This window comes from Streptomyces sp. NPDC096040, from assembly GCF_040303265.1.
In the GTDB taxonomy this organism is placed as follows: domain Bacteria; phylum Actinomycetota; class Actinomycetes; order Streptomycetales; family Streptomycetaceae; genus Streptomyces.
This window is the reverse complement of the sequence record NZ_JBEOTA010000004.1, coordinates 339,084-355,899: the sequence shown is the minus strand read 5'-3', so window position 1 is coordinate 355,899 and position 16,816 is coordinate 339,084. Positions and strand designations below refer to the sequence as shown.

16 protein-coding genes are annotated in these 16,816 nt (G+C 69.9%); 8 read left to right on the top strand and 8 right to left on the bottom strand.

Features of this window, described 5'->3' with window-relative positions; genetic code table 11:
• Window positions 1-91 precede the first annotated feature (91 nt).
• Together ABTY98_RS07150 and ABTY98_RS07145 are read right to left on the bottom strand one after the other, a co-directional pair.
• Window positions 92-1,192, bottom strand: coding sequence for a family 2 encapsulin nanocompartment cargo protein polyprenyl transferase (locus ABTY98_RS07150; RefSeq protein WP_352219856.1), 1,101 nt, complete (start codon window positions 1,190-1,192; stop codon window positions 92-94).
• A 113-nt stretch (window positions 1,193-1,305) separates the two neighbouring features.
• Window positions 1,306-2,712 carry a family 2B encapsulin nanocompartment shell protein gene (locus ABTY98_RS07145; RefSeq protein ID WP_352219855.1) on the bottom strand — a complete coding sequence of 469 codons (1,407 nt, stop codon included), beginning with the start codon at window positions 2,710-2,712 and terminating at the stop codon, window positions 1,306-1,308.
• 286 nt (window positions 2,713-2,998) lie between these two features.
• On the opposite strand from ABTY98_RS07145, the gene ABTY98_RS07140 reads away from it, so the two are divergent.
• Both ABTY98_RS07140 and ABTY98_RS07135 read left to right on the top strand, forming a co-directional pair.
• Entirely contained in the window at window positions 2,999-3,589 is a 591-nt protein-coding gene (locus tag ABTY98_RS07140) for an N-acetylmuramoyl-L-alanine amidase (protein WP_352219854.1), read from the top strand.
• 33 nt (window positions 3,590-3,622) lie between these two features.
• The gene (locus tag ABTY98_RS07135; RefSeq protein ID WP_352219853.1) at window positions 3,623-4,504 is read left to right on the top strand and encodes a 1-aminocyclopropane-1-carboxylate deaminase/D-cysteine desulfhydrase; all 882 of its coding nucleotides are present in this window, start codon (window positions 3,623-3,625) and stop codon (window positions 4,502-4,504) included.
• 20 nt (window positions 4,505-4,524) lie between these two features.
• Here ABTY98_RS07135 and ABTY98_RS07130 read toward each other — a convergent pair whose 3' ends face one another.
• Entirely contained in the window at window positions 4,525-6,120 is a 1,596-nt protein-coding gene (locus tag ABTY98_RS07130) for a Na+/H+ antiporter (RefSeq protein ID WP_352219852.1), read from the bottom strand.
• A 61-nt stretch (window positions 6,121-6,181) separates the two neighbouring features.
• On the opposite strand from ABTY98_RS07130, the gene ABTY98_RS07125 reads away from it, so the two are divergent.
• From ABTY98_RS07125 to ABTY98_RS07115, 3 genes are all read left to right on the top strand, one after another.
• Entirely contained in the window at window positions 6,182-6,442 is a 261-nt protein-coding gene (locus ABTY98_RS07125; RefSeq protein WP_352219851.1) for a UBP-type zinc finger domain-containing protein, read from the top strand.
• A gap of 273 nt (window positions 6,443-6,715) precedes the next feature.
• Window positions 6,716-7,129 (top strand): ATP-binding protein, encoded by a 414-nt coding sequence (locus ABTY98_RS07120; protein ID WP_004925829.1) that lies wholly within the window; start codon window positions 6,716-6,718, stop codon window positions 7,127-7,129.
• A 17-nt stretch (window positions 7,130-7,146) separates the two neighbouring features.
• On the top strand, window positions 7,147-8,220 hold the full coding sequence (locus ABTY98_RS07115) for an RNA polymerase sigma factor SigF (RefSeq protein WP_352219850.1): 1,074 nt from the start codon (window positions 7,147-7,149) through the stop codon (window positions 8,218-8,220).
• Window positions 8,221-8,279: 59 nt separating this feature from the next.
• Here ABTY98_RS07115 and ABTY98_RS07110 read toward each other — a convergent pair whose 3' ends face one another.
• On the bottom strand, window positions 8,280-8,720 hold the full coding sequence (locus ABTY98_RS07110; protein ID WP_352219849.1) for a hypothetical protein: 441 nt from the start codon (window positions 8,718-8,720) through the stop codon (window positions 8,280-8,282).
• A gap of 136 nt (window positions 8,721-8,856) precedes the next feature.
• Between ABTY98_RS07110 and ABTY98_RS07105 the strand changes: the two genes are divergently transcribed.
• Both ABTY98_RS07105 and ABTY98_RS07100 read left to right on the top strand, forming a co-directional pair.
• Window positions 8,857-9,825 (top strand): diacylglycerol/lipid kinase family protein, encoded by a 969-nt coding sequence (locus ABTY98_RS07105; protein WP_352219848.1) that lies wholly within the window; start codon window positions 8,857-8,859, stop codon window positions 9,823-9,825.
• A 319-nt stretch (window positions 9,826-10,144) separates the two neighbouring features.
• Window positions 10,145-10,402 carry a WhiB family transcriptional regulator gene (locus ABTY98_RS07100; RefSeq protein ID WP_006142322.1) on the top strand — a complete coding sequence of 86 codons (258 nt, stop codon included), beginning with the start codon at window positions 10,145-10,147 and terminating at the stop codon, window positions 10,400-10,402.
• 175 nt (window positions 10,403-10,577) lie between these two features.
• Here ABTY98_RS07100 and ABTY98_RS07095 read toward each other — a convergent pair whose 3' ends face one another.
• Window positions 10,578-12,041: a sensor histidine kinase gene (locus tag ABTY98_RS07095; protein WP_352219896.1), complete on the bottom strand. Its 1,464-nt coding sequence runs from the start codon at window positions 12,039-12,041 to the stop codon at window positions 10,578-10,580.
• 571 nt (window positions 12,042-12,612) lie between these two features.
• On the opposite strand from ABTY98_RS07095, the gene nagB reads away from it, so the two are divergent.
• Window positions 12,613-13,398, top strand: a complete 786-nt coding sequence (nagB, locus tag ABTY98_RS07090; RefSeq protein WP_352219847.1) for a glucosamine-6-phosphate deaminase — start codon at window positions 12,613-12,615, stop codon at window positions 13,396-13,398.
• Between the two features lie 11 nt (window positions 13,399-13,409).
• Here the strand turns inward: nagB and ABTY98_RS07085 are convergent, their stop codons facing one another.
• Genes ABTY98_RS07085 through ABTY98_RS07075 form a run of 3 tightly spaced genes read right to left on the bottom strand, consistent with a single transcriptional unit; the run spans window position 13,410 to window position 16,740 of the window.
• On the bottom strand, window positions 13,410-14,912 hold the full coding sequence (locus ABTY98_RS07085) for a glycoside hydrolase family 3 protein (RefSeq protein WP_352219846.1): 1,503 nt from the start codon (window positions 14,910-14,912) through the stop codon (window positions 13,410-13,412).
• A gap of 8 nt (window positions 14,913-14,920) precedes the next feature.
• Window positions 14,921-15,757 carry a carbohydrate ABC transporter permease gene (locus ABTY98_RS07080; protein ID WP_352219845.1) on the bottom strand — a complete coding sequence of 279 codons (837 nt, stop codon included), beginning with the start codon at window positions 15,755-15,757 and terminating at the stop codon, window positions 14,921-14,923.
• On the bottom strand, window positions 15,754-16,740 hold the full coding sequence (locus tag ABTY98_RS07075) for a carbohydrate ABC transporter permease (RefSeq protein WP_352219844.1): 987 nt from the start codon (window positions 16,738-16,740) through the stop codon (window positions 15,754-15,756). The genes ABTY98_RS07080 and ABTY98_RS07075 overlap by 4 nt, the downstream gene beginning before the upstream one ends.
• Window positions 16,741-16,816 lie beyond the last annotated feature (76 nt).

Sequence of the window (16,816 nt, the reverse complement as noted above, 5' to 3'; positions counted from 1 at the left end):
CGCCGTGGGGATGTGCGGGACCCGTCGGGCCGGAGCCCCCGGGGGGCCGTGCGGGGTCAGGAGCCGCGCGGTCCCGGGGGCTCCGGGGTCTTCACCTGCTGCGCCGGGTCACGAACTCGGCGAGCGCGAGCAGGCCTGTGGCCGACTCGGGGTCGGGTACGGCACGGGCGAGCTCCTGCATCGCCCGGGCCATCCGGTCGGCCGCCTCGGCCTGCGCCCAGTCGCGGCCGCCCGCCCGCTCCACGGCCAGTGCCGTACGTGCGATCTCGTCGGCGTCGGCCCGCACCCGCGGCTTGGCGTACAGCTCGGCGAGTTCGCCCGCGGCCGGGGTGCCGGAGGTGAGGGCCGCGACGACCGGCAGGGACTTCTTGCGGGCCGCCAGGTCCGCGCCGGCCGGCTTGCCGGTGCGCCGTGGATCACCCCATATCCCGATGATGTCGTCGATCAGCTGGAAGGCGAGCCCGGCCTGCCGTCCGAAGCCGTCGAGCGCCGCCACCTCCTCCGCTCCCGCCCCCGCGTACAGCGCGCCCAGGGCGCAGGCGGAGCCGAGCAGCGCCCCGGTCTTGGCCTCGGCCATGGCGAGCACCTCGTCGAGGGTGACCTCGCCGGGGGCCCGGTCCTCCATGGCCGTGTCCGCGTGCTGACCGGCGCACAGTTCGATGACGCACTGGGCGAGCCGGGAGGCGGCGGCCCCGGACGCCGGGTGCGGGTCCTCGGCGAGCAGCCGCAGGGCCAGCGCCTGGAGGGCGTCCCCGGCGAGGATCGCGTCGGCGTCGCCGAACACGGTCCACGCCGTGGGCCGGTGCCTGCGGGAGGTGTCCCGGTCCATGACGTCGTCGTGCAGCAGGGTGAAGTTGTGCACCAGCTCCACGGCGGCCGCGGCCCGCACGGCGGACGCCCGGGCCCCCGGTCCGCCGAGCGCGTCGGCGGCGGTGAGGACGAGGGCGGGCCGGATGGCCTTGCCCGCGTTGCCGGCCGCCGGGGTGCCGTCCGCGTGCTCCCACCCGAAGTGGTAGCGAGCGATCCGCCGCATCGAACCGGGCAACGAGTCGACGGCCGCGTGCAGTTCGGGGTCGACGGACGCCCGGGCGCGCTCCAGGACGGCCGCCGCCTCGGCCCCGTCGAGGGACTCGGGCCTCTCCGGCGGCGCCCCCGCGGCACGCTGCTGCCGCTCCGTCACGAACTCGGTCATGGCCTCCCCCTCGCGGAGTGCGCAAACGGTGGCGTCTCCGCCCCGGCTCGGCACGTACCCCGAGGATGTACCCGCCCCGGAGGGCGGGAACACGGCCGCCAAGTGCGGAAACGTCACCTCCAGCGGCCGATCTCGACGTTCTCCAGCACGCCGAGCGCGTCAGGGACCAGGACGGCCGCCGAGTAGTAGGCCGTGACCAGGTAGTTGATGATGGCCTGCTCGTTGATGCCCATGAAGCGGACCGAGAGGCTCGGCTCGATCTCGTCGGGGATCCCGGACTGGCGCAGCCCGATGACGCCCTGGTCCGCCTCGCCCGTACGCATGGCGATGATCGAGGTGGTCCGGGCCTCGGAGACGGGGATCTTGTTGCACGGGTAGATCGGGACCCCGCGCCAGGTCGGGATGCGGTTGCCGCCGATCTCGACGGACTCGGGGACCAGTCCACGCTTGTTGAGCTCACGCCCGAAGGCGGAGATCGCGCGCGGGTGGGCGAGGAAGAGCTTGGTGCCGCGCCGGCGGCTGAGCAGCTCGTCCATGTCGTCCGGGCTGGGCACGCCGTCGTGCGGCTGCAGCCGCTGGTCGTACTGGCAGTTGCTGAGCAGCCCGAACTCCGAGTTGTTGATCAGCTCGTGCTCCTGGCGCTCCTTCAACGCCTCGACGGTGAGCCGCAGCTGATGCTCGGTCTGGTTCATCGGCTGGTTGTAGAGGTCGGCCACCCGGGTGTGGATGCGCAGCACGGTCTGGGCGATGCTCAGCTCGTACTCACGCGGCCGGGCCTCGTAGTCGACGAAGGTGTGCGGGATCTCGGGCTCGCCGCTGTGGCCGGCCGCGAGAGCGACCTCCTTCTCGCCGTACTTGTTGGTGCGCTGCTCGGGGATCGCGCGCAGCTGCTGAAGGTGCTCGCGCAGTGAGTCGGCGCGCTCCGCGACCTGCTCGAAGTCCTGCCGGGACAGGGTCAGCACGGTGCAGGCCGTGTCCGCGCGGGCGGTGTACTCCCAGATGGCGTCCGGGTCGATCAGGCCCTGCTCGCCGAAGTGCGCGCCGTCGGCGAGGACGCCGAGCACCGCGTCGTCGCCATAGGGGCCGGTGCCGATCTTCTCGACCCGGCCGTGGGCCAGCAGGTGGACCTCCTCCGCCTGGTTGCCGAACGAGGCGATGACCTCGCCCGCGGCGAAGTCGCGCTGCCGGCAGCGCTGGGCCAGCTCCCCCAGCACCTCCTGGTCCTCGTACGACCGCAGAATGGGCAGCTCGCCCAGCTCCGCGGGGATGACCTCGACACGGTCGCCGGTCTTCAGGAACGTGATACGGCCGTCGCCGACCGTGTAGGTGAGCCGCCGGTTCACTCGGTACGTGCCGCCCTGGACATCGACCCAGGGCAGCGTCCGCAGCAGCCAGCGGGAGCTGATCTCCTGCATCTGGGGCGCGGACTTGGTCGTGGTGGCCAGGTTCCGCGCGGCCGCGGTGTCCAGAGACTGCTGCGGCTTGCCCTGATCCGTGCGGACCTCTTCGCCTACCGACATAAGGAAATGCCCTCCCATACCTGCACGGACGCCGAACTGCCCGCGCATCGGTCTCGCCGACCACCCTGTCATCACGCAGCGTGCTGGTGCCATTACCCGAAAGAGCGGGAATAGATCATCGAACAAGTGGGCATGCCGGGCGAATATCCACTCACCTGACCCGCGATATGGCGACTTGTCCTGATCGGCTCGCACGCCATCCGAACACCCTCGTGGGAGCTGGTCCCGGACATCCGGCTTCTGTAGAAGTTCGGTACAAGCCAGCACAAAAGCGAAGGAGGCGGTCATGGCCCCACCCATGTCCGCGGACGCCTTCCTCGACGCGTTGCGCACCGAGGGCGTCACGGTCGTCGAGGTCGGCGAGTGGAGAGAACACAACCGGAACCACAAGGGGCCCTGGGGCCCCGTCCACGGCGTGATGATCCACCACACGGTGACCCACGGCACCGAACACACGGTCCGGATCTGCTACGACGGCCGCCCCGACCTCCCCGGCCCGCTGTGCCACGGCGTCATCGCCAAGGACGGCACGGTCCATCTGGTCGGCCACGGCCGCGCCAACCACGCGGGACCGGGCGACGACGACGTGCTGCGCGCCGTGATCGCCGAGAAGGCCCTGCCCCCGGACAACGAGGCGAACACGGACGGCAACCGGCACTTCTACGGCTTCGAGTGCGAGAACATGGGCGACGGCGAGGACCCCTGGCCCGAGGCCCAGCTGGAGGCGATCGAGAAGGTGGCCGCGGCGGTGTGCCGGCGGCACGGCTGGACCGAGCGGTCGGTGATCGGCCACCTGGAGTGGCAGCCGGGCAAGGTGGACCCCCGCGGCTTCACCATGGACTGGCTGCGCGAGCGCGTCCGGGACCGCCTGAAGTGACCGCTTGTGCGCGCCCCGGGTGACAATGACGGCGTGACCAGCGCCGACATACTCAGCCCCCGGCTCCCGTCCCCCCTTGAGGAGCTGGCCGACGACCGGTTCGCCCGCCACGGCGTCCGGCTCCTCCTCAAGCGGGACGACCTGATCCACCCGGAGCTGATCGGCAACAAGTGGCGCAAACTGGTCCCGAACATCGAGGCGGCGGACGGACGGCCGGTGCTCACCTTCGGCGGGGCGTACTCCAACCATCTGCGGGCGACGGCCACGGCGGGGCGCCTGCTCGGTTTTCCCACGGTGGGGGTGGTCAGGGGCGAGGAACTGGCCGCCCGGCCGCTGAACCCCTCGCTGGCGCGGTGCGCGGCCGACGGCATGCGTCTGCACTTCGTCGACAGGTCGACGTACCGACGCAAGACCGAGCCGGGGGTGCCGGCCGCTCTGGCGCGCGCGGCGGGAGCCGAGGACGCGTATGTCGTGCCGGAGGGCGGCAGCAACGCCGCCGCGGTACGGGGATGCCGCGCCCTCGGCGAGGAGTTGCGCGGACGGGCCGACGTGGTGGCGATCGCGTGCGGAACCGGGGGCACGCTGGCCGGGCTCGCCGCCGGGCTGGGCACGGGGCAGCGGGCGCTGGGGGTGCCGGTGTTGAGGGGCGGGTTCCTGGAAGGGGAGACGGAGCGGCTCCAGACGGAGGCGTTCGGGGGGCGACGAGGGGAGTGGTCGCTCGACGGGCGGTTCCACTTCGGCGGGTACGCGCGGACGACACCCGAACTCCAGGACTTCGCCAGGGACTTCGAGGACCGGCACGGGATGGCGGTGGAGCGGTTGTATGTCGCCAAATTGCTGTATGGGCTTGTCGAGCTGGCCGCGGAAGGGGCGTGGGGGCGGGGGACGCGGGTGGCGGCGGTCATCACCGGCTGACCAGCGCTTCTCCTGCGAGTTCAGGCCGCCTCCCGGTATGCCGCCGCCTCCTCCAGGTCCAGTCGGCGCAGCAGGGTGCGGAGCATCTCGTCGTCGATGTAACGGTGGTCGCGGAGGCGGACGAAGACCTCGCGTTCGGCGCTGATCATGTCACGGGACAGACGGCGATATGTCTCGTCGACCGACTCGCCGGTGATGGGGTTGGTCTGGCCGAGCCGTTCCCAGACGGCGTTGCGGCGGCGTTCCAGGACCGTGCGCAGGCGGTCGGCGAGCGGCGGCGGCAGTTGGTTGCGGTCGTCGGCGAGGAGGTCGTCGAGGCGGTTCTCGGCCGCGCGGGACGCCTGCGCCTGGGCGTTGGCCTCGGCGAGGGTCTCGGCCTGCACGTCCCGGGGCGGGAACTTCATCAGGCGGATCAGCGGGGCCAGGCTGAGGCCCTGCATCACCAGGGTTCCGATGACGGTCGTGAAGGTCAGGAACAGGATCAGGTTGCGCTGCGGGAAGGGGCTGCCGTCGTGCACGGTGAGCGGGATCGAGAAGGCGACGGCCAGCGAGACCACGCCACGCATGGCGGCCCAGGAGGCGACGACGGGGCTCCTCCAGTTGAGGTCCTCCTCGCGTTCACGAATCCGCCGGAACAGCAGGCGCGGCAGGAAGGCCGCCGGGTAGATCCACACGAACCGGGCCGCGACCACGGCGAGGAAGAGGGCGATCGCGTACCAGGCGGCGTCGATGCCCCTGTACGCCCCGAGACCCTTCAGGACGACCGGCAGCTGCAGTCCGATCAGTGCGAAGACCGCCGATTCCAGCAGGAACGCGACCATCCGCCACACCGCCTCCTCCTGGAGGCGGGTGGCGAAGTCGACCTCCCAGGCGCGGTGACCGAGATAGACGGCGACCACCACGACCGCCAGCACACCGGAGGCGTGGAACTGCTCGGCGACGCCGTAGGCGACGAACGGGATCAGCAGCGACAGCGTGTTCTGGAGCAGGGGCTCCTTCAGATGGGTGCGCAGCCAGTGGATCGGCACCATCAGCGCCACGCCGACCAGTACGCCGCCGAACGCGGCCAGCAGGAACTCGCCGACCCCGTCGATCCAGGAGGCGCTCTCGCCGAGGGCGGCCGCGACGGCCACCCGGTAGGCGGTGATCGCCGTGGCGTCGTTCAGCAGGGACTCGCCCTGCAGGATCGTGGTGAGCCGGGACGGCAGTCCCACCCGGCGGCCGATCGACGCGGCCGCGACGGCGTCCGTGGGCGCAAGCACCGCGCCCAGCGCCAGCGCCGCGGGCAGCGGCAGCCCGGGCACGATCGCGTAGGCGGCCCAGCCGACGACGAAGGTCGCGAAGAGCACGTACCCCACCGACAGCAGCGCCACGGGCCGCATGTTCGCCCGCAGGTCGAGATACGAGCTCTCGGTGCCCTCCTTGTACAGCAGCGGAGGCAGCACCAGCGGGAGCACGATGTCCGGGTCGAGCGTGTAGTCGGGAACTCCGGGAATGTACGACACCGCCAGGCCGACGGCGACCAGCAGCAGGGGCGCCGGCACCGGGGTGCGCCGCGCCGCGCCGGCGATCGCCGCGCTTCCCGCAACCAGCAACAGCAGTGGCAACACGTCCATGATCCTCGCCCGCCCTCATTTTCCGCGCGGCCACCCGCACACCCGTCGTAATCTGGCAATCATGAAACAGTGCACGCACGCCTCCGCGCTGCCGCACCCGGAACCCGAGCCGCAGAACAAGACCTGCCCGGAGTGTCTCGCCCGGGGCTGGCACCCGGTCCAGCTGCGGCTCTGTCTGACCTGTGGCCATGTCGCCTGCTGCGACTCGTCACCGGGAAGACACGCGACGGGGCACCACGAGACGTCCGGTCACCCGGTGATGCGGACCTTCGAGCCGGGTGAGGACTGGCGCTGGTGCTTCGTCGACCACGTCCTCGTGTGACACTGCACTACGGCTGCCGACGGGCGGCCGCGGCGACGGTTCGACGGTTCGACGCCGGGGTACGTCAACCCGGCGCGCGCTCTTCCCAATTGGGCAAGCCGGACCCCTAGACACGGAGCGTATCCACAGGTTTACTGTGAGTGACGCCAGGGGGTTTGGGGTCCCGGGACAGAAAAGTTCGGAGCGCGGTAGCGTCACCGCTGAAGCATGTAGTGCGTTACCCCGGGGGGCGACCCTCGGCCCCGAAAAGCTTGTACCACCATGGAGGTGAGGGTGTCCCAGATCGCAGGCGAGCCCGCGACCCAGGACTTCGTGGAAGTCCGGCTGCCGGCTGCGGGTGCCTACCTGTCGGTGCTGCGGACGGCCACGGCCGGTCTCGCCGCCCGCTTGGACTTCACCCTGGACGAGATCGAGGACCTGCGCATCGCGGTGGACGAGGCCTGCGCGATCCTGCTCCAGCAGGCCGTTCCCGGCTCGGTGCTCAGCTGTGTCTTCCGCCTCGTCGACGACTCTCTGGAGGTCACGGTCTCCGCCCCGACCACGGACGGCCACGCCCCGTCGCGCGACACCTTCGCCTGGACCGTGCTCTCGGCCCTCGCGGGCAAGGTCTCGTCGGCCGTCGACGAGGACAAGACCGTGTCGATCAGCCTCTACAAACAGCGCGGCGCGGGACCCGGGCCGGCGTGAGGAACGGGGACGGGCCGGTGCGGGACGAAGAGCGCGGCACACGGGAGCTGTCGGCCGGGGGCGAAGACCCCGAGGCCGGCTCCCGACGCATGGCTGACGGCATCGACGGCATCCCGGAACAGGCCAGGCCGCACCCGGAGGAACCCTCTGGGCGGATCGGGCCGGACGATGCCGTGCAGAGCGCGCCCCCGGAAGGGCGGAACGGGGTCGCGGCCCCGGACCGAGCCGGGGCGACGGCTCGTGGAAGGGCGACGGGCGGGACGATGAGCGAGCACGAGCGATACGCCGAGGACGAGGCGCTGGCCGCGGAGGTTGTGCAGGCGACCCAGCACGTACCTCAGGACCGCAGCGGGGCCCGCGCCATGTTCATCGAGCTGCGCAAGCTGAAGGACGGCAGCCCCGAGTACGCGGAGCTACGCAACAAGCTGGTCCGGATGCATCTGCCGCTCGTGGAGCACCTCGCGCGCCGCTTCCGCAACCGCGGCGAGCCGCTGGACGACCTCACCCAGGTCGCCACCATCGGCCTGATCAAGTCGGTCGACCGGTTCGACCCGGAGCGGGGCGTGGAGTTCTCCACGTACGCCACCCCGACCGTGGTCGGCGAGATCAAGCGCCACTTCCGCGACAAGGGCTGGGCGGTCCGCGTCCCGCGCCGTCTCCAGGAGCTGCGCCTCGCGCTCACGACCGCCACGGCGGAGCTGTCCCAGCAGCACGGCCGCTCCCCCACGGTGCACGAGCTGGCCGAGAAGCTGGCCATCTCGGAGGAGGAGGTCCTGGAGGGCCTGGAGTCGGCCAACGCGTACTCCACCCTGTCCCTGGACGTCCCCGACACCGACGACGAGTCCCCGGCGGTCGCCGACACGCTCGGCGCGGAGGACGAGGCTCTGGAGGGCGTCGAGTACCGCGAGTCCCTCAAGCCGCTCCTGGAAGACCTCCCGCCCCGAGAGAAGCGGATCCTTCTCCTCCGCTTCTTCGGCAACATGACCCAGTCCCAGATCGCCCAGGAGGTCGGCATCAGCCAGATGCACGTCTCGAGGCTGCTGGCGAGGACCCTGGCCCAGCTACGCGAGAAGCTGCTGGTCGAGGAGTAGATCTTCCGTAGATCTCCGTAGATCTTTCCGTCGCAGATCTTTCCGCCAAGGACCAGAGGTCAGCCGCTACGCCCCGGCCCCTTGATCCCAAGGGCCTGGGTGGTGGCGGAGTTCACCAGCAGCACCAGCGAGGCAATGGCCACCACGGCCAGCACGATCCCCGCCGGCACAGACGCACTGTCGGCCTGCAGCAAGCTGTAGGCCACCGGCAGCGCCATGATCTGCGTGATCACCGCAGGGCCCCGGCTCCAGCTCTTCCGCAGCAGCAACCCCCGCGCCGCCAGCAGCGGCAGCAGCGCCAGCAGCATCACCGTGATGCCCCCGGTGACCGCCTGCCCCCGGTCGTCCGGAGATCCGGTGAACCCGAGGACGAGCATCCACACCCCGCCGACCGCCAGCGCGAGGCCTTCCAGCCCGTTCAGCGCGGCCGCATACGTCAGCCGCCGAGGACGGGGTCCGTCGGTTACGTCGGCCTTCTCAGCCGTAGGCGCATTGCTCACGCCAGAAGGGTAGCCCTCGCCCGAAAACACCGGCCCCCGCCCCGCAGGACCACGTGTTCAGACTCACGCCCCTTTCTCTTACCGGATCCCTAACGCGCCCTGGGCCCGGTACTTTCGAGTGGGTACGCTGCAATCCATGCGTGCACTTCTCGTGGTCAATCCGGCGGCAACCACCACAAGCGCACGTAGGCGTGATGTCCTGATCCACGCGCTCGCGAGCGAAGTGAAGCTGGAGGCCGTCACCACCGAGTACCGCGGCCACGCCCGTGACCTGGGTCGGCAGGCGGCGGAGAGCGACGACATCGACCTGGTCGTGGCCCTCGGCGGCGACGGCACGGTCAACGAGGTGGTCAACGGCCTCCTCCACGCCGGCCCCGACCTGGACCGGCTGCCCGGCCTCGCGGTGGTCCCCGGCGGCTCCACCAATGTCTTCGCGCGCGCCCTCGGCCTGCCGAACGACCCGATCGAGGCCACCGGCGCGCTGCTGGACGCGCTGCGCGAGAAACAGGAGCGGATCGTCGGCCTCGGCCTGACCGCGGGTACACCCGGCACCGAGGACGAGGCGGTCCCGGCCCGCTGGTTCACCTTCAACGCGGGGCTCGGCTTCGACGCCGGCGTGGTGGGGCGGGTCGAGCAGCAGCGCGAGCTCGGCAAGAAGTCGACGCACGCACTGTACGTACGACAGGTCGTCCGGCAGTTCTTCGGTGAGCAGCACCGCCGGCACGGCGCGATCACGCTTGAGCGGCCGGGCGGCGACCCGATCAAGGATCTGGTCGTGGCGATAGTCTCGAACACCTCGCCCTGGACGTATCTCGGCAATCGCCCGATGTACACGTCGCCTAAGGCCTCGTTCGATAAGGGCATCGACGTACTCGGTCTCAGCCGTCTGTCGACCGCCGCGGTTGCCCGGTATGGCACGCAGTTGCTGAATTCGTCCCCCGAGCGCGGACCCCATGGCAAGCATGCGGTGTCCCTGCACGATCTGGACCAGTTCACCTTGCATTCGAAGGTCGCCCTCCCCCTTCAGATGGACGGCGACCACCTAGGACTGCGTACGAGCGTGACGTTCACAGGCGTACGCCGCGCACTGCGTGTGATTGTGTGAGCGGAACGGGCCAAAGTCCTTTCACTCGAACGTTTAGGCCAGGATCCACCCCATGGAAGTACGGCTGTGACCCAGTCGACACCGAGGAATCAAAAAAAACTTTCCGGAAGGGGTTGTATCCGTCGCTGAGGTTTGCGAGGCTCTACGTGGCGGTCGGGACAGCCCGCAAGACTGGCGTCCACTGATCACCGGAATCCCCTTCAACTCACAGGACCCCTGCCAGGGAACCTGGCGGTCGGCCCTTCACTTGTTGAGGGATTCGTGAAAGCGTTCACATTCACAAGCAACGTGCATGTAATACCAAGGAGAGGTAGCAGCCATGGACTGGCGTCACAACGCCGTTTGCCGCGAGGAAGACCCCGAGCTCTTCTTCCCCATCGGCAACACCGGTCCTGCGCTGCTGCAGATCGAGGAAGCCAAGGCCGTCTGCCGTCGCTGTCCCGTTATGGACCAGTGTCTGCAGTGGGCGCTTGAGTCCGGTCAGGACTCCGGCGTCTGGGGTGGCCTCAGCGAGGACGAGCGTCGCGCGATGAAGCGCCGTGCCGCCCGCAACCGGGCTCGTCAGGCCTCCGCCTGACGCAACCCACCCCGCTCAGCCTGAGCTTGGCGGCGCGTACAGCGAGTACGCATCTCCCGCCCCCGAGCCGCAGCGCGCAGTACCCCCGATGCGCTTGGAACGAGCAGCAACGAGCAGCGAGCCCCGGACCCACCAGGTCCGGGGCTCTTTGCTGTGCCCCGGTACCCGCATCGGGCTACTTCTGCGTCTGCACCGGTACGTCGAGGATCACCCGGGTCCCCCGCTCCGGCGCCGGCACCATGTCGAACGTGCCGCCCAACTCGCCCTCCACCAGCGTCCGTACGATTTGCAGACCGAGGTTGCCGGAGCGGTGCGGGTCGAAGCCCTCGGGCAGGCCGACGCCGTCGTCCTGGACGGTGACCAGAAGGCGGGCCTCCTTGGTGGTGCCGCCGCGGACGGCCGTGACCTCGACGGTGCCGGTGTCGCCTTCGCGGAAGCCGTGTTCGAGGGCGTTCTGCAGGATCTCGGTGAGGACCATCGACAGCGGGGTCGCCACCTCCGCGTCGAGTATGCCGAAGCGTCCGGTGCGCCGGCCGGTGACCTTGCCGGGCGAGATCTCGGCGACCATCGCGAGCACCCGGTCGGCGATCTCGTCGAACTCCACGCGCTCGTCCAGGTTTTGGGACAGCGTCTCATGCACGATCGCGATCGAGCCGACCCGGCGTACGGCCTCCTCCAGGGCCTCCCGGCCGCGCTCCGACTCGATCCGGCGGGCCTGGAGGCGGAGCAGCGCGGCGACCGTCTGCAGGTTGTTCTTCACCCGGTGGTGGATCTCCCGGATGGTCGCGTCCTTGGTGATCAACTCGCGTTCGCGGCGCCGGAGTTCGGTGACGTCCCGGAGCAGCACCAGGGAACCGATGCGGGTGCCCTTGGGCTTGAGCGGGATCGACCGGAACTGGATCACACCGTCGCTGGACTCGATCTCGAACTCGCGGGGCGCCCAGCCGCTGGCGAGTTTGGCCAGTGCCTCGTCCACCGGCCCCTTGGTCGGGGCGAGTTCGGCGGTGGTCTGCCCGAGGTCGTGGCCCAACAGGTCGGCGGCGCCGAGACGGTGGTAGGCGGAGAGGGCGTTCGGGGAGGCGTACTGGACGATGCCGTCCGCGTCCACCCGGATCAGGCCGTCGCCGACGCGCGGCGAGGCATCCATGTCGACCTGCTGGTTCGGGAAGGGAAACGATCCGGCAGCGATCATCTGCGCGAGATCGGAGGCGCTCTGGAGGTAGGTCAGCTCCAGCCGGCTCGGAGTGCGCACGGTCAGCAGGTTGGTGTTGCGGGCGATGACCCCGAGGACCCGCCCCTCGCGCCGTACCGGGATGGACTCGACCCGTACGGGGACCTCCTCGCGCCACTCCGGGTCACCCTCACGGACGATCCTTCCCTCGTCCAGGGCGATGTCCAGCATGGGACGGCGGCCGCGCGGGACCAGGTGGCCGACCATGTCGTCCTGGTAGGAGGTGGGACCGGTGTTGGGGCGCATCTGCGCCACCGAGACATAGCGGGTGCCGTCGTGGGTGGGGACCCACAGGACCAGGTCGGCGAAGGAGAGGTCGGAGAGCAGCTGCCACTCCGAGACCAGCAGATGGAGCCACTCGAGGTCGGAGTCGCCGAGGGCGGTGTGCTGGCGGACCAGTTCGTTCATGGAGGGCACATCTGCGAGCGTACCCGCGGGTCTGTTCATGGCCTAAAAGCGCCTTGGAACACCCGCGGGCCGCGGCGCCTGAGAGGGACCCTCAACCCTCCCGGCACCGCAGCCCGGAGCAGCAACGGCCACGGGGTGTGCGGTCCCGATCGGCCGAAGGTGAGGAGCCGGGGCAGTCAGGGCAGAGAGCTCCGGTTCCTCGGTCCGCCTTCCTGTGCGGGGAAGACGGAAGAGTGTGACTGTGGGGCACGGTCCCGCCGTACTCCTTCAGCCCTCGTACGCAATTGTGGACTAGACCACGGTGTGTGTCCATGCGTTGGAGACTGTTCACAGTTGACGGATCGCAGCGTAGCCCGCCGGAGACGGTTGTGGGGCCGGAAGGGCGCCGCAATTTCCGACACTCCGGTCCGCGGGTGGGAATTTTCCTTGATTCACCCGATCTGACGCATTCACGTAACCTCACACTTGTCCTCTTTTCCTGCGCCCGCTCCCGGGGGGGGACGGGGCCGGTTCTGTTAGATTGGTCCCATCAGATTGGTCTAAACCACATAGACAGAACGGCAGGCCCAGCGTGGAAGTTGTCATCGTTCCGGACGCCGCCGCGGGTGGCGAGCTGATCGCCGAGGCCATGGCCCAACTGCTCCGCCGCAAGCCGGACGCGCTGCTCGGGGTGGCCACTGGTTCGACCCCGCTGCCCATCTACCAGGCGCTCACGGCCAAGGTGCGGTCCGGTGCCGTGGACGCCTCGCGGGCGCGCATAGCCCAGCTCGACGAATACGTGGGGCTGCCGGCCGAGCATCCGGAGTCCTACCGCTCGGTGTTGCGGCGCGAGGTGCTGGAGCCGCTCGGGATCGGGATGGACGCGTTCCTCGGCCCCGACGGCGCGGCCGAGGACGTACAGGCCGCCTGTGAGGCGTACGACGGGGCGCTGGGCCGGGCAGGCGGCGTGGATCTGCAGTTGCTCGGGATCGGGACCGACGGGCACATCGGGTTCAACGAGCCGTGCTCGTCGCTCGCGTCGCGGACGCGGATCAAGACGCTCACCGAGCAGACCCGGGTCGACAACGCGCGGTTCTTCGACGGGGACATCTCGCAGGTGCCGCACCATGTGATCACCCAGGGGATCGGGACGATCCTGGAGGCGCGGCATCTGGTGCTGCTCGCGACGGGTGAGGGGAAGGCCGACGCGGTCGCGGCGACCGTGGAGGGGCCGGTCGCCGCGGTGTGTCCCGCGTCTGCGTTGCAGTTGCATCCGCATGCGACGGTGGTGGTGGACGAGGCCGCCGCGTCGAAGCTGAAGCTTGCGGATTACTTCCGGTACACGTTCGCCAACAAGCCTGCTTGGCAGGGGATCTAGCGGATTTGCCCCTACCGGGGCGCTATTACCTCTGCCGCCGCCGTGCCGCAGACCCTTGCCGCTCCGTGGGTGGCGATGTGCAGGGCGCCCCTGGGGGGTGCCTGGGGGACGCCCATTTCCACCACGACCGTGTCGGGGCGGGACTTGAGGAGCACGTCCAGGGCCGTTGTCATCCAGGGGTGGCGGTGTTCGTCTCGGAGCACTGCCACGATCCTGCGGTCGCCCGCCGCCGCCAGGGCCTCCTCGCCTGCGTGGTCGCCCGTGAAGCAGGCCGTTTCGGTGCCGGGCAGCCGGCGGGACAGCTCCGCCGTCACCCCCCAGGGGGTCTCCGTGCCCACCGCGATATTGGACTCCGAGGTGAACGCGGCCACGAAGGGGGCCGCGGTCAGCGGCGTGCAGGAGTCGACGCGCGTCACATCGAGTGCGCGGCGGGCCGCCACCAGGCCGATGTCGGTGAACTGCGGGTTCGGGTCCGGAGCCGATGTCGTCGCCGTCCAGCGGGCCAGTGACCGTACCCGGTCCGCCGCCTCCGCCAGGCGTTCCTCGGGGAGTTCGCCGGAGTGGACCGCGGCGACCAGGGCGTCGCGCAGGCGTCGTACCGTCTCCTCGTCCGAGAGGCCGCCGCCGACGCAGATCGCGTCGGCTCCGGCTGCGATGGCGAGGACGCTGCCGTGTTCGATGCCATAGGTGGCGGAGATGGCCTGCATCTCGATGCCGTCGGTGACGATCAGGCCGTCGTACCCGAGTTCGCCGCGGATGAGATCGGTGAGGATCGTGCGGGACAACGTCGCCGGTCGGGCCGGGTCCAGGGCCGGGACCAGGATGTGCGCGCTCATCATGGCGCGGGAACCGGCGGCGATGGCGGCGCGGAACGGGGCCAGTTCGCGGGCGCGCAGCACATCGGCGGTCACGTCGACGCGGGGCAGGGCGAGGTGGGAGTCGACGGCCGTGTCGCCGTGGCCCGGGAAGTGCTTGGTGCAGGCCGCCACCCCGGCCGTCTGGAGGCCGGTGACATAGGCCGCCGTGTGGCGGGCGACCAGGTCGGGGTCGGCGCCGAAGGAGCGGACGCCGATGACCGGGTTGGCAGGGTTGGAGTTGACGTCGGCGGCGGGGGCCCAGTCGAAGTTCACCCCGCAGGCCGCGAGGCGACGGCCCAGTTCGAGGGCGACCTCCCTGGTCAGCTCCACGTCGTCGACGGCGCCGAGGGCGTGGTTGCCGGGGAAGGAGGAGCCGGTGTGCACCTCGAGGCGGGTGACGTCACCTGCCTCCTCGTCGATCGCCACCAGGACGTCGTCCCGTTCGGCGCGCAACTGGGCGGTGAGGGCGGCGAGTTGCTCGGGCGAGGCGACGTTGCGGCCGAACACCCCAACGGAGGCGAGGCCTTCGCCGAGCCGGCGCAGCAGCCAGTCGGGGGCGGTGGTGCCGGTGAAGCCGGGCTGGAGGACCGTCAGCGCGTCGCGGGTCAGGCCGTCCTTCGGACCGGACGCGGTGGTGCCGCTTGCGAGTGTCGTCATCGGGGGCGTTATCCCTTCACGGCGCCCGCGGTCAGGCCCGCGGCCATCTTGCGCTGGACGAGGAGGAACAGGACGACGATCGGCACGGCCATCATCGTGGAGCCGGCCATCATCGGGGCGTATTCGGTGCCGTGCTTGGTGGTGAAGTTGGCGAGCCAGACGGTCGCGGTCTGGTGCTCCTGGCTGAGCAGCATCAGGGCGTAGATGTACTCGTTCCAGGCCTGGATGAAGGCGTAGACCGAGGTGGCGACCAGGCCCGGGGCCAGCAGCGGGAAGACCACCCGGACGAAGGCACCGGTGCGGGAGCAGCCGTCGACCATCGCGGCCTCCTCCAGTTCCTTCGGGATGTTGACGATGAAGCCGCGCATGGTCCACACCGTGAACGGGAGGATGAAGGTCAGATAGGTGATGATCAGGCCGGTCAGCTTGTCGTACTGCCCCAGGTCGTTGAGGAGCAGGAAGACCGGGATGATCATCGCGACCAGCGGGACCATCTGGACCGCGAGGATGCCGACGATCACGACCTTGCGGCCGCGGAAGGCGAACCGCGAGATGGCCAGGGCGGCCAGCAGGCCGATGACCATGCCGATCACGACGACGGACAGGGAGACGATCAGGCTGCGGCCCACCGAGCCCCAGAAGTCGCCGATGTCCAGGGCGCGGCGGAAGTTGGACAGGGTCAGCCCCGTGGGCAGCAGGCTCGGGTCCGGGTCGATGGCGTCCTTCGCCGGCTTGAACGCCGTGTTCAGCATCCAGTAGACGGGGAAGCCGACGATGACGAAGACCAGGAGGCCGAGGAGGTTCCAGCCCAGACGTGGGCCCCTGCGGACGGCTGCGGTACTCATTCGACCTCTCCGATCTTCAGCATCTGGCGCATGTACACGGCGACGACACCGAGCAGGAGGAGCACGGTGAGCAGGGCGATCGCGGAGCCCTGTCCGTAGTCGTTGACCACGAAGGCGCGGTCGTAGGAGTAGGTGGTCAGCAGCTGGAACTCGGGCTCGGGGTGGCCGCCGCGCATCACGAAGACCTGCGGGAAGACGCCCATGTCCCAGATGACCGAGAGGGTCGTGAGCATCACGATGATCGGCTTCAGGATGGGGAGCGTGACGTAGCGGAACACGCCCCAGGCGCCCGCGCCGTCGAGCCGGGCGGCCTCCTCCAGCTCCGCCGGGACCTGGGTCAGACCGGCGCTCAGCGTGATGACCACGAAGGGCACCGCTCCCCAGACCACCAGGAGCATGATCACCGCGAGCCCCTGGGGCCCGCTGGCGAACCAGTTGTGGCCGATCATCTCGACCCCGGGGATCTTGCTGAGCAGGGCGTTGAGGATGCCGTAGTCGGAGTCGAAGAGCCACTTGAAGAGCGTGGTGGCGACGATGACCGGCATGCCCCAGCTGGCCACCAGGACGATGTTGACCAGGGTCTTCACCCAGCCGGAGACCCGCTGCAGCAGCAGGGCGATGAGCATGCCGACGACCATGGTGAAGACCACGCAGCCGACCGCGAAGACGATCGTGCGCAGCACGACCTGCCAGAACTCGGTGTCGCCCAGGACGCCGGAGAAGTTCCCGAACCCGACCCACTCGGCCGGCTTGAACCCCCACAGCTGGGACTGCCCGAACTCCTGGAAGGAGAGGGCGACCAGCCGGTAGAAGGGATAGCCGAGCACCAGCCCGAGAATCGCCAGGCAGGGCGCGAGCAGCATCCAGGGGACGGCGGGACCGCCCGAGCGCCGGTTGGTACGTGGTCTGGCCTGGGGGCCCGGGGGTGGCGCCTGCCGCTGCGGCGGCACCTTGGCGGGTGTGGTGGTATCAGCGGCACTCATCGCGAGCTCCTAAGCAGATGAAGAGAGGCCGGCATCAACGCGCCCCTCCAGGGGCGCGGGGCGGTATCGATATGCG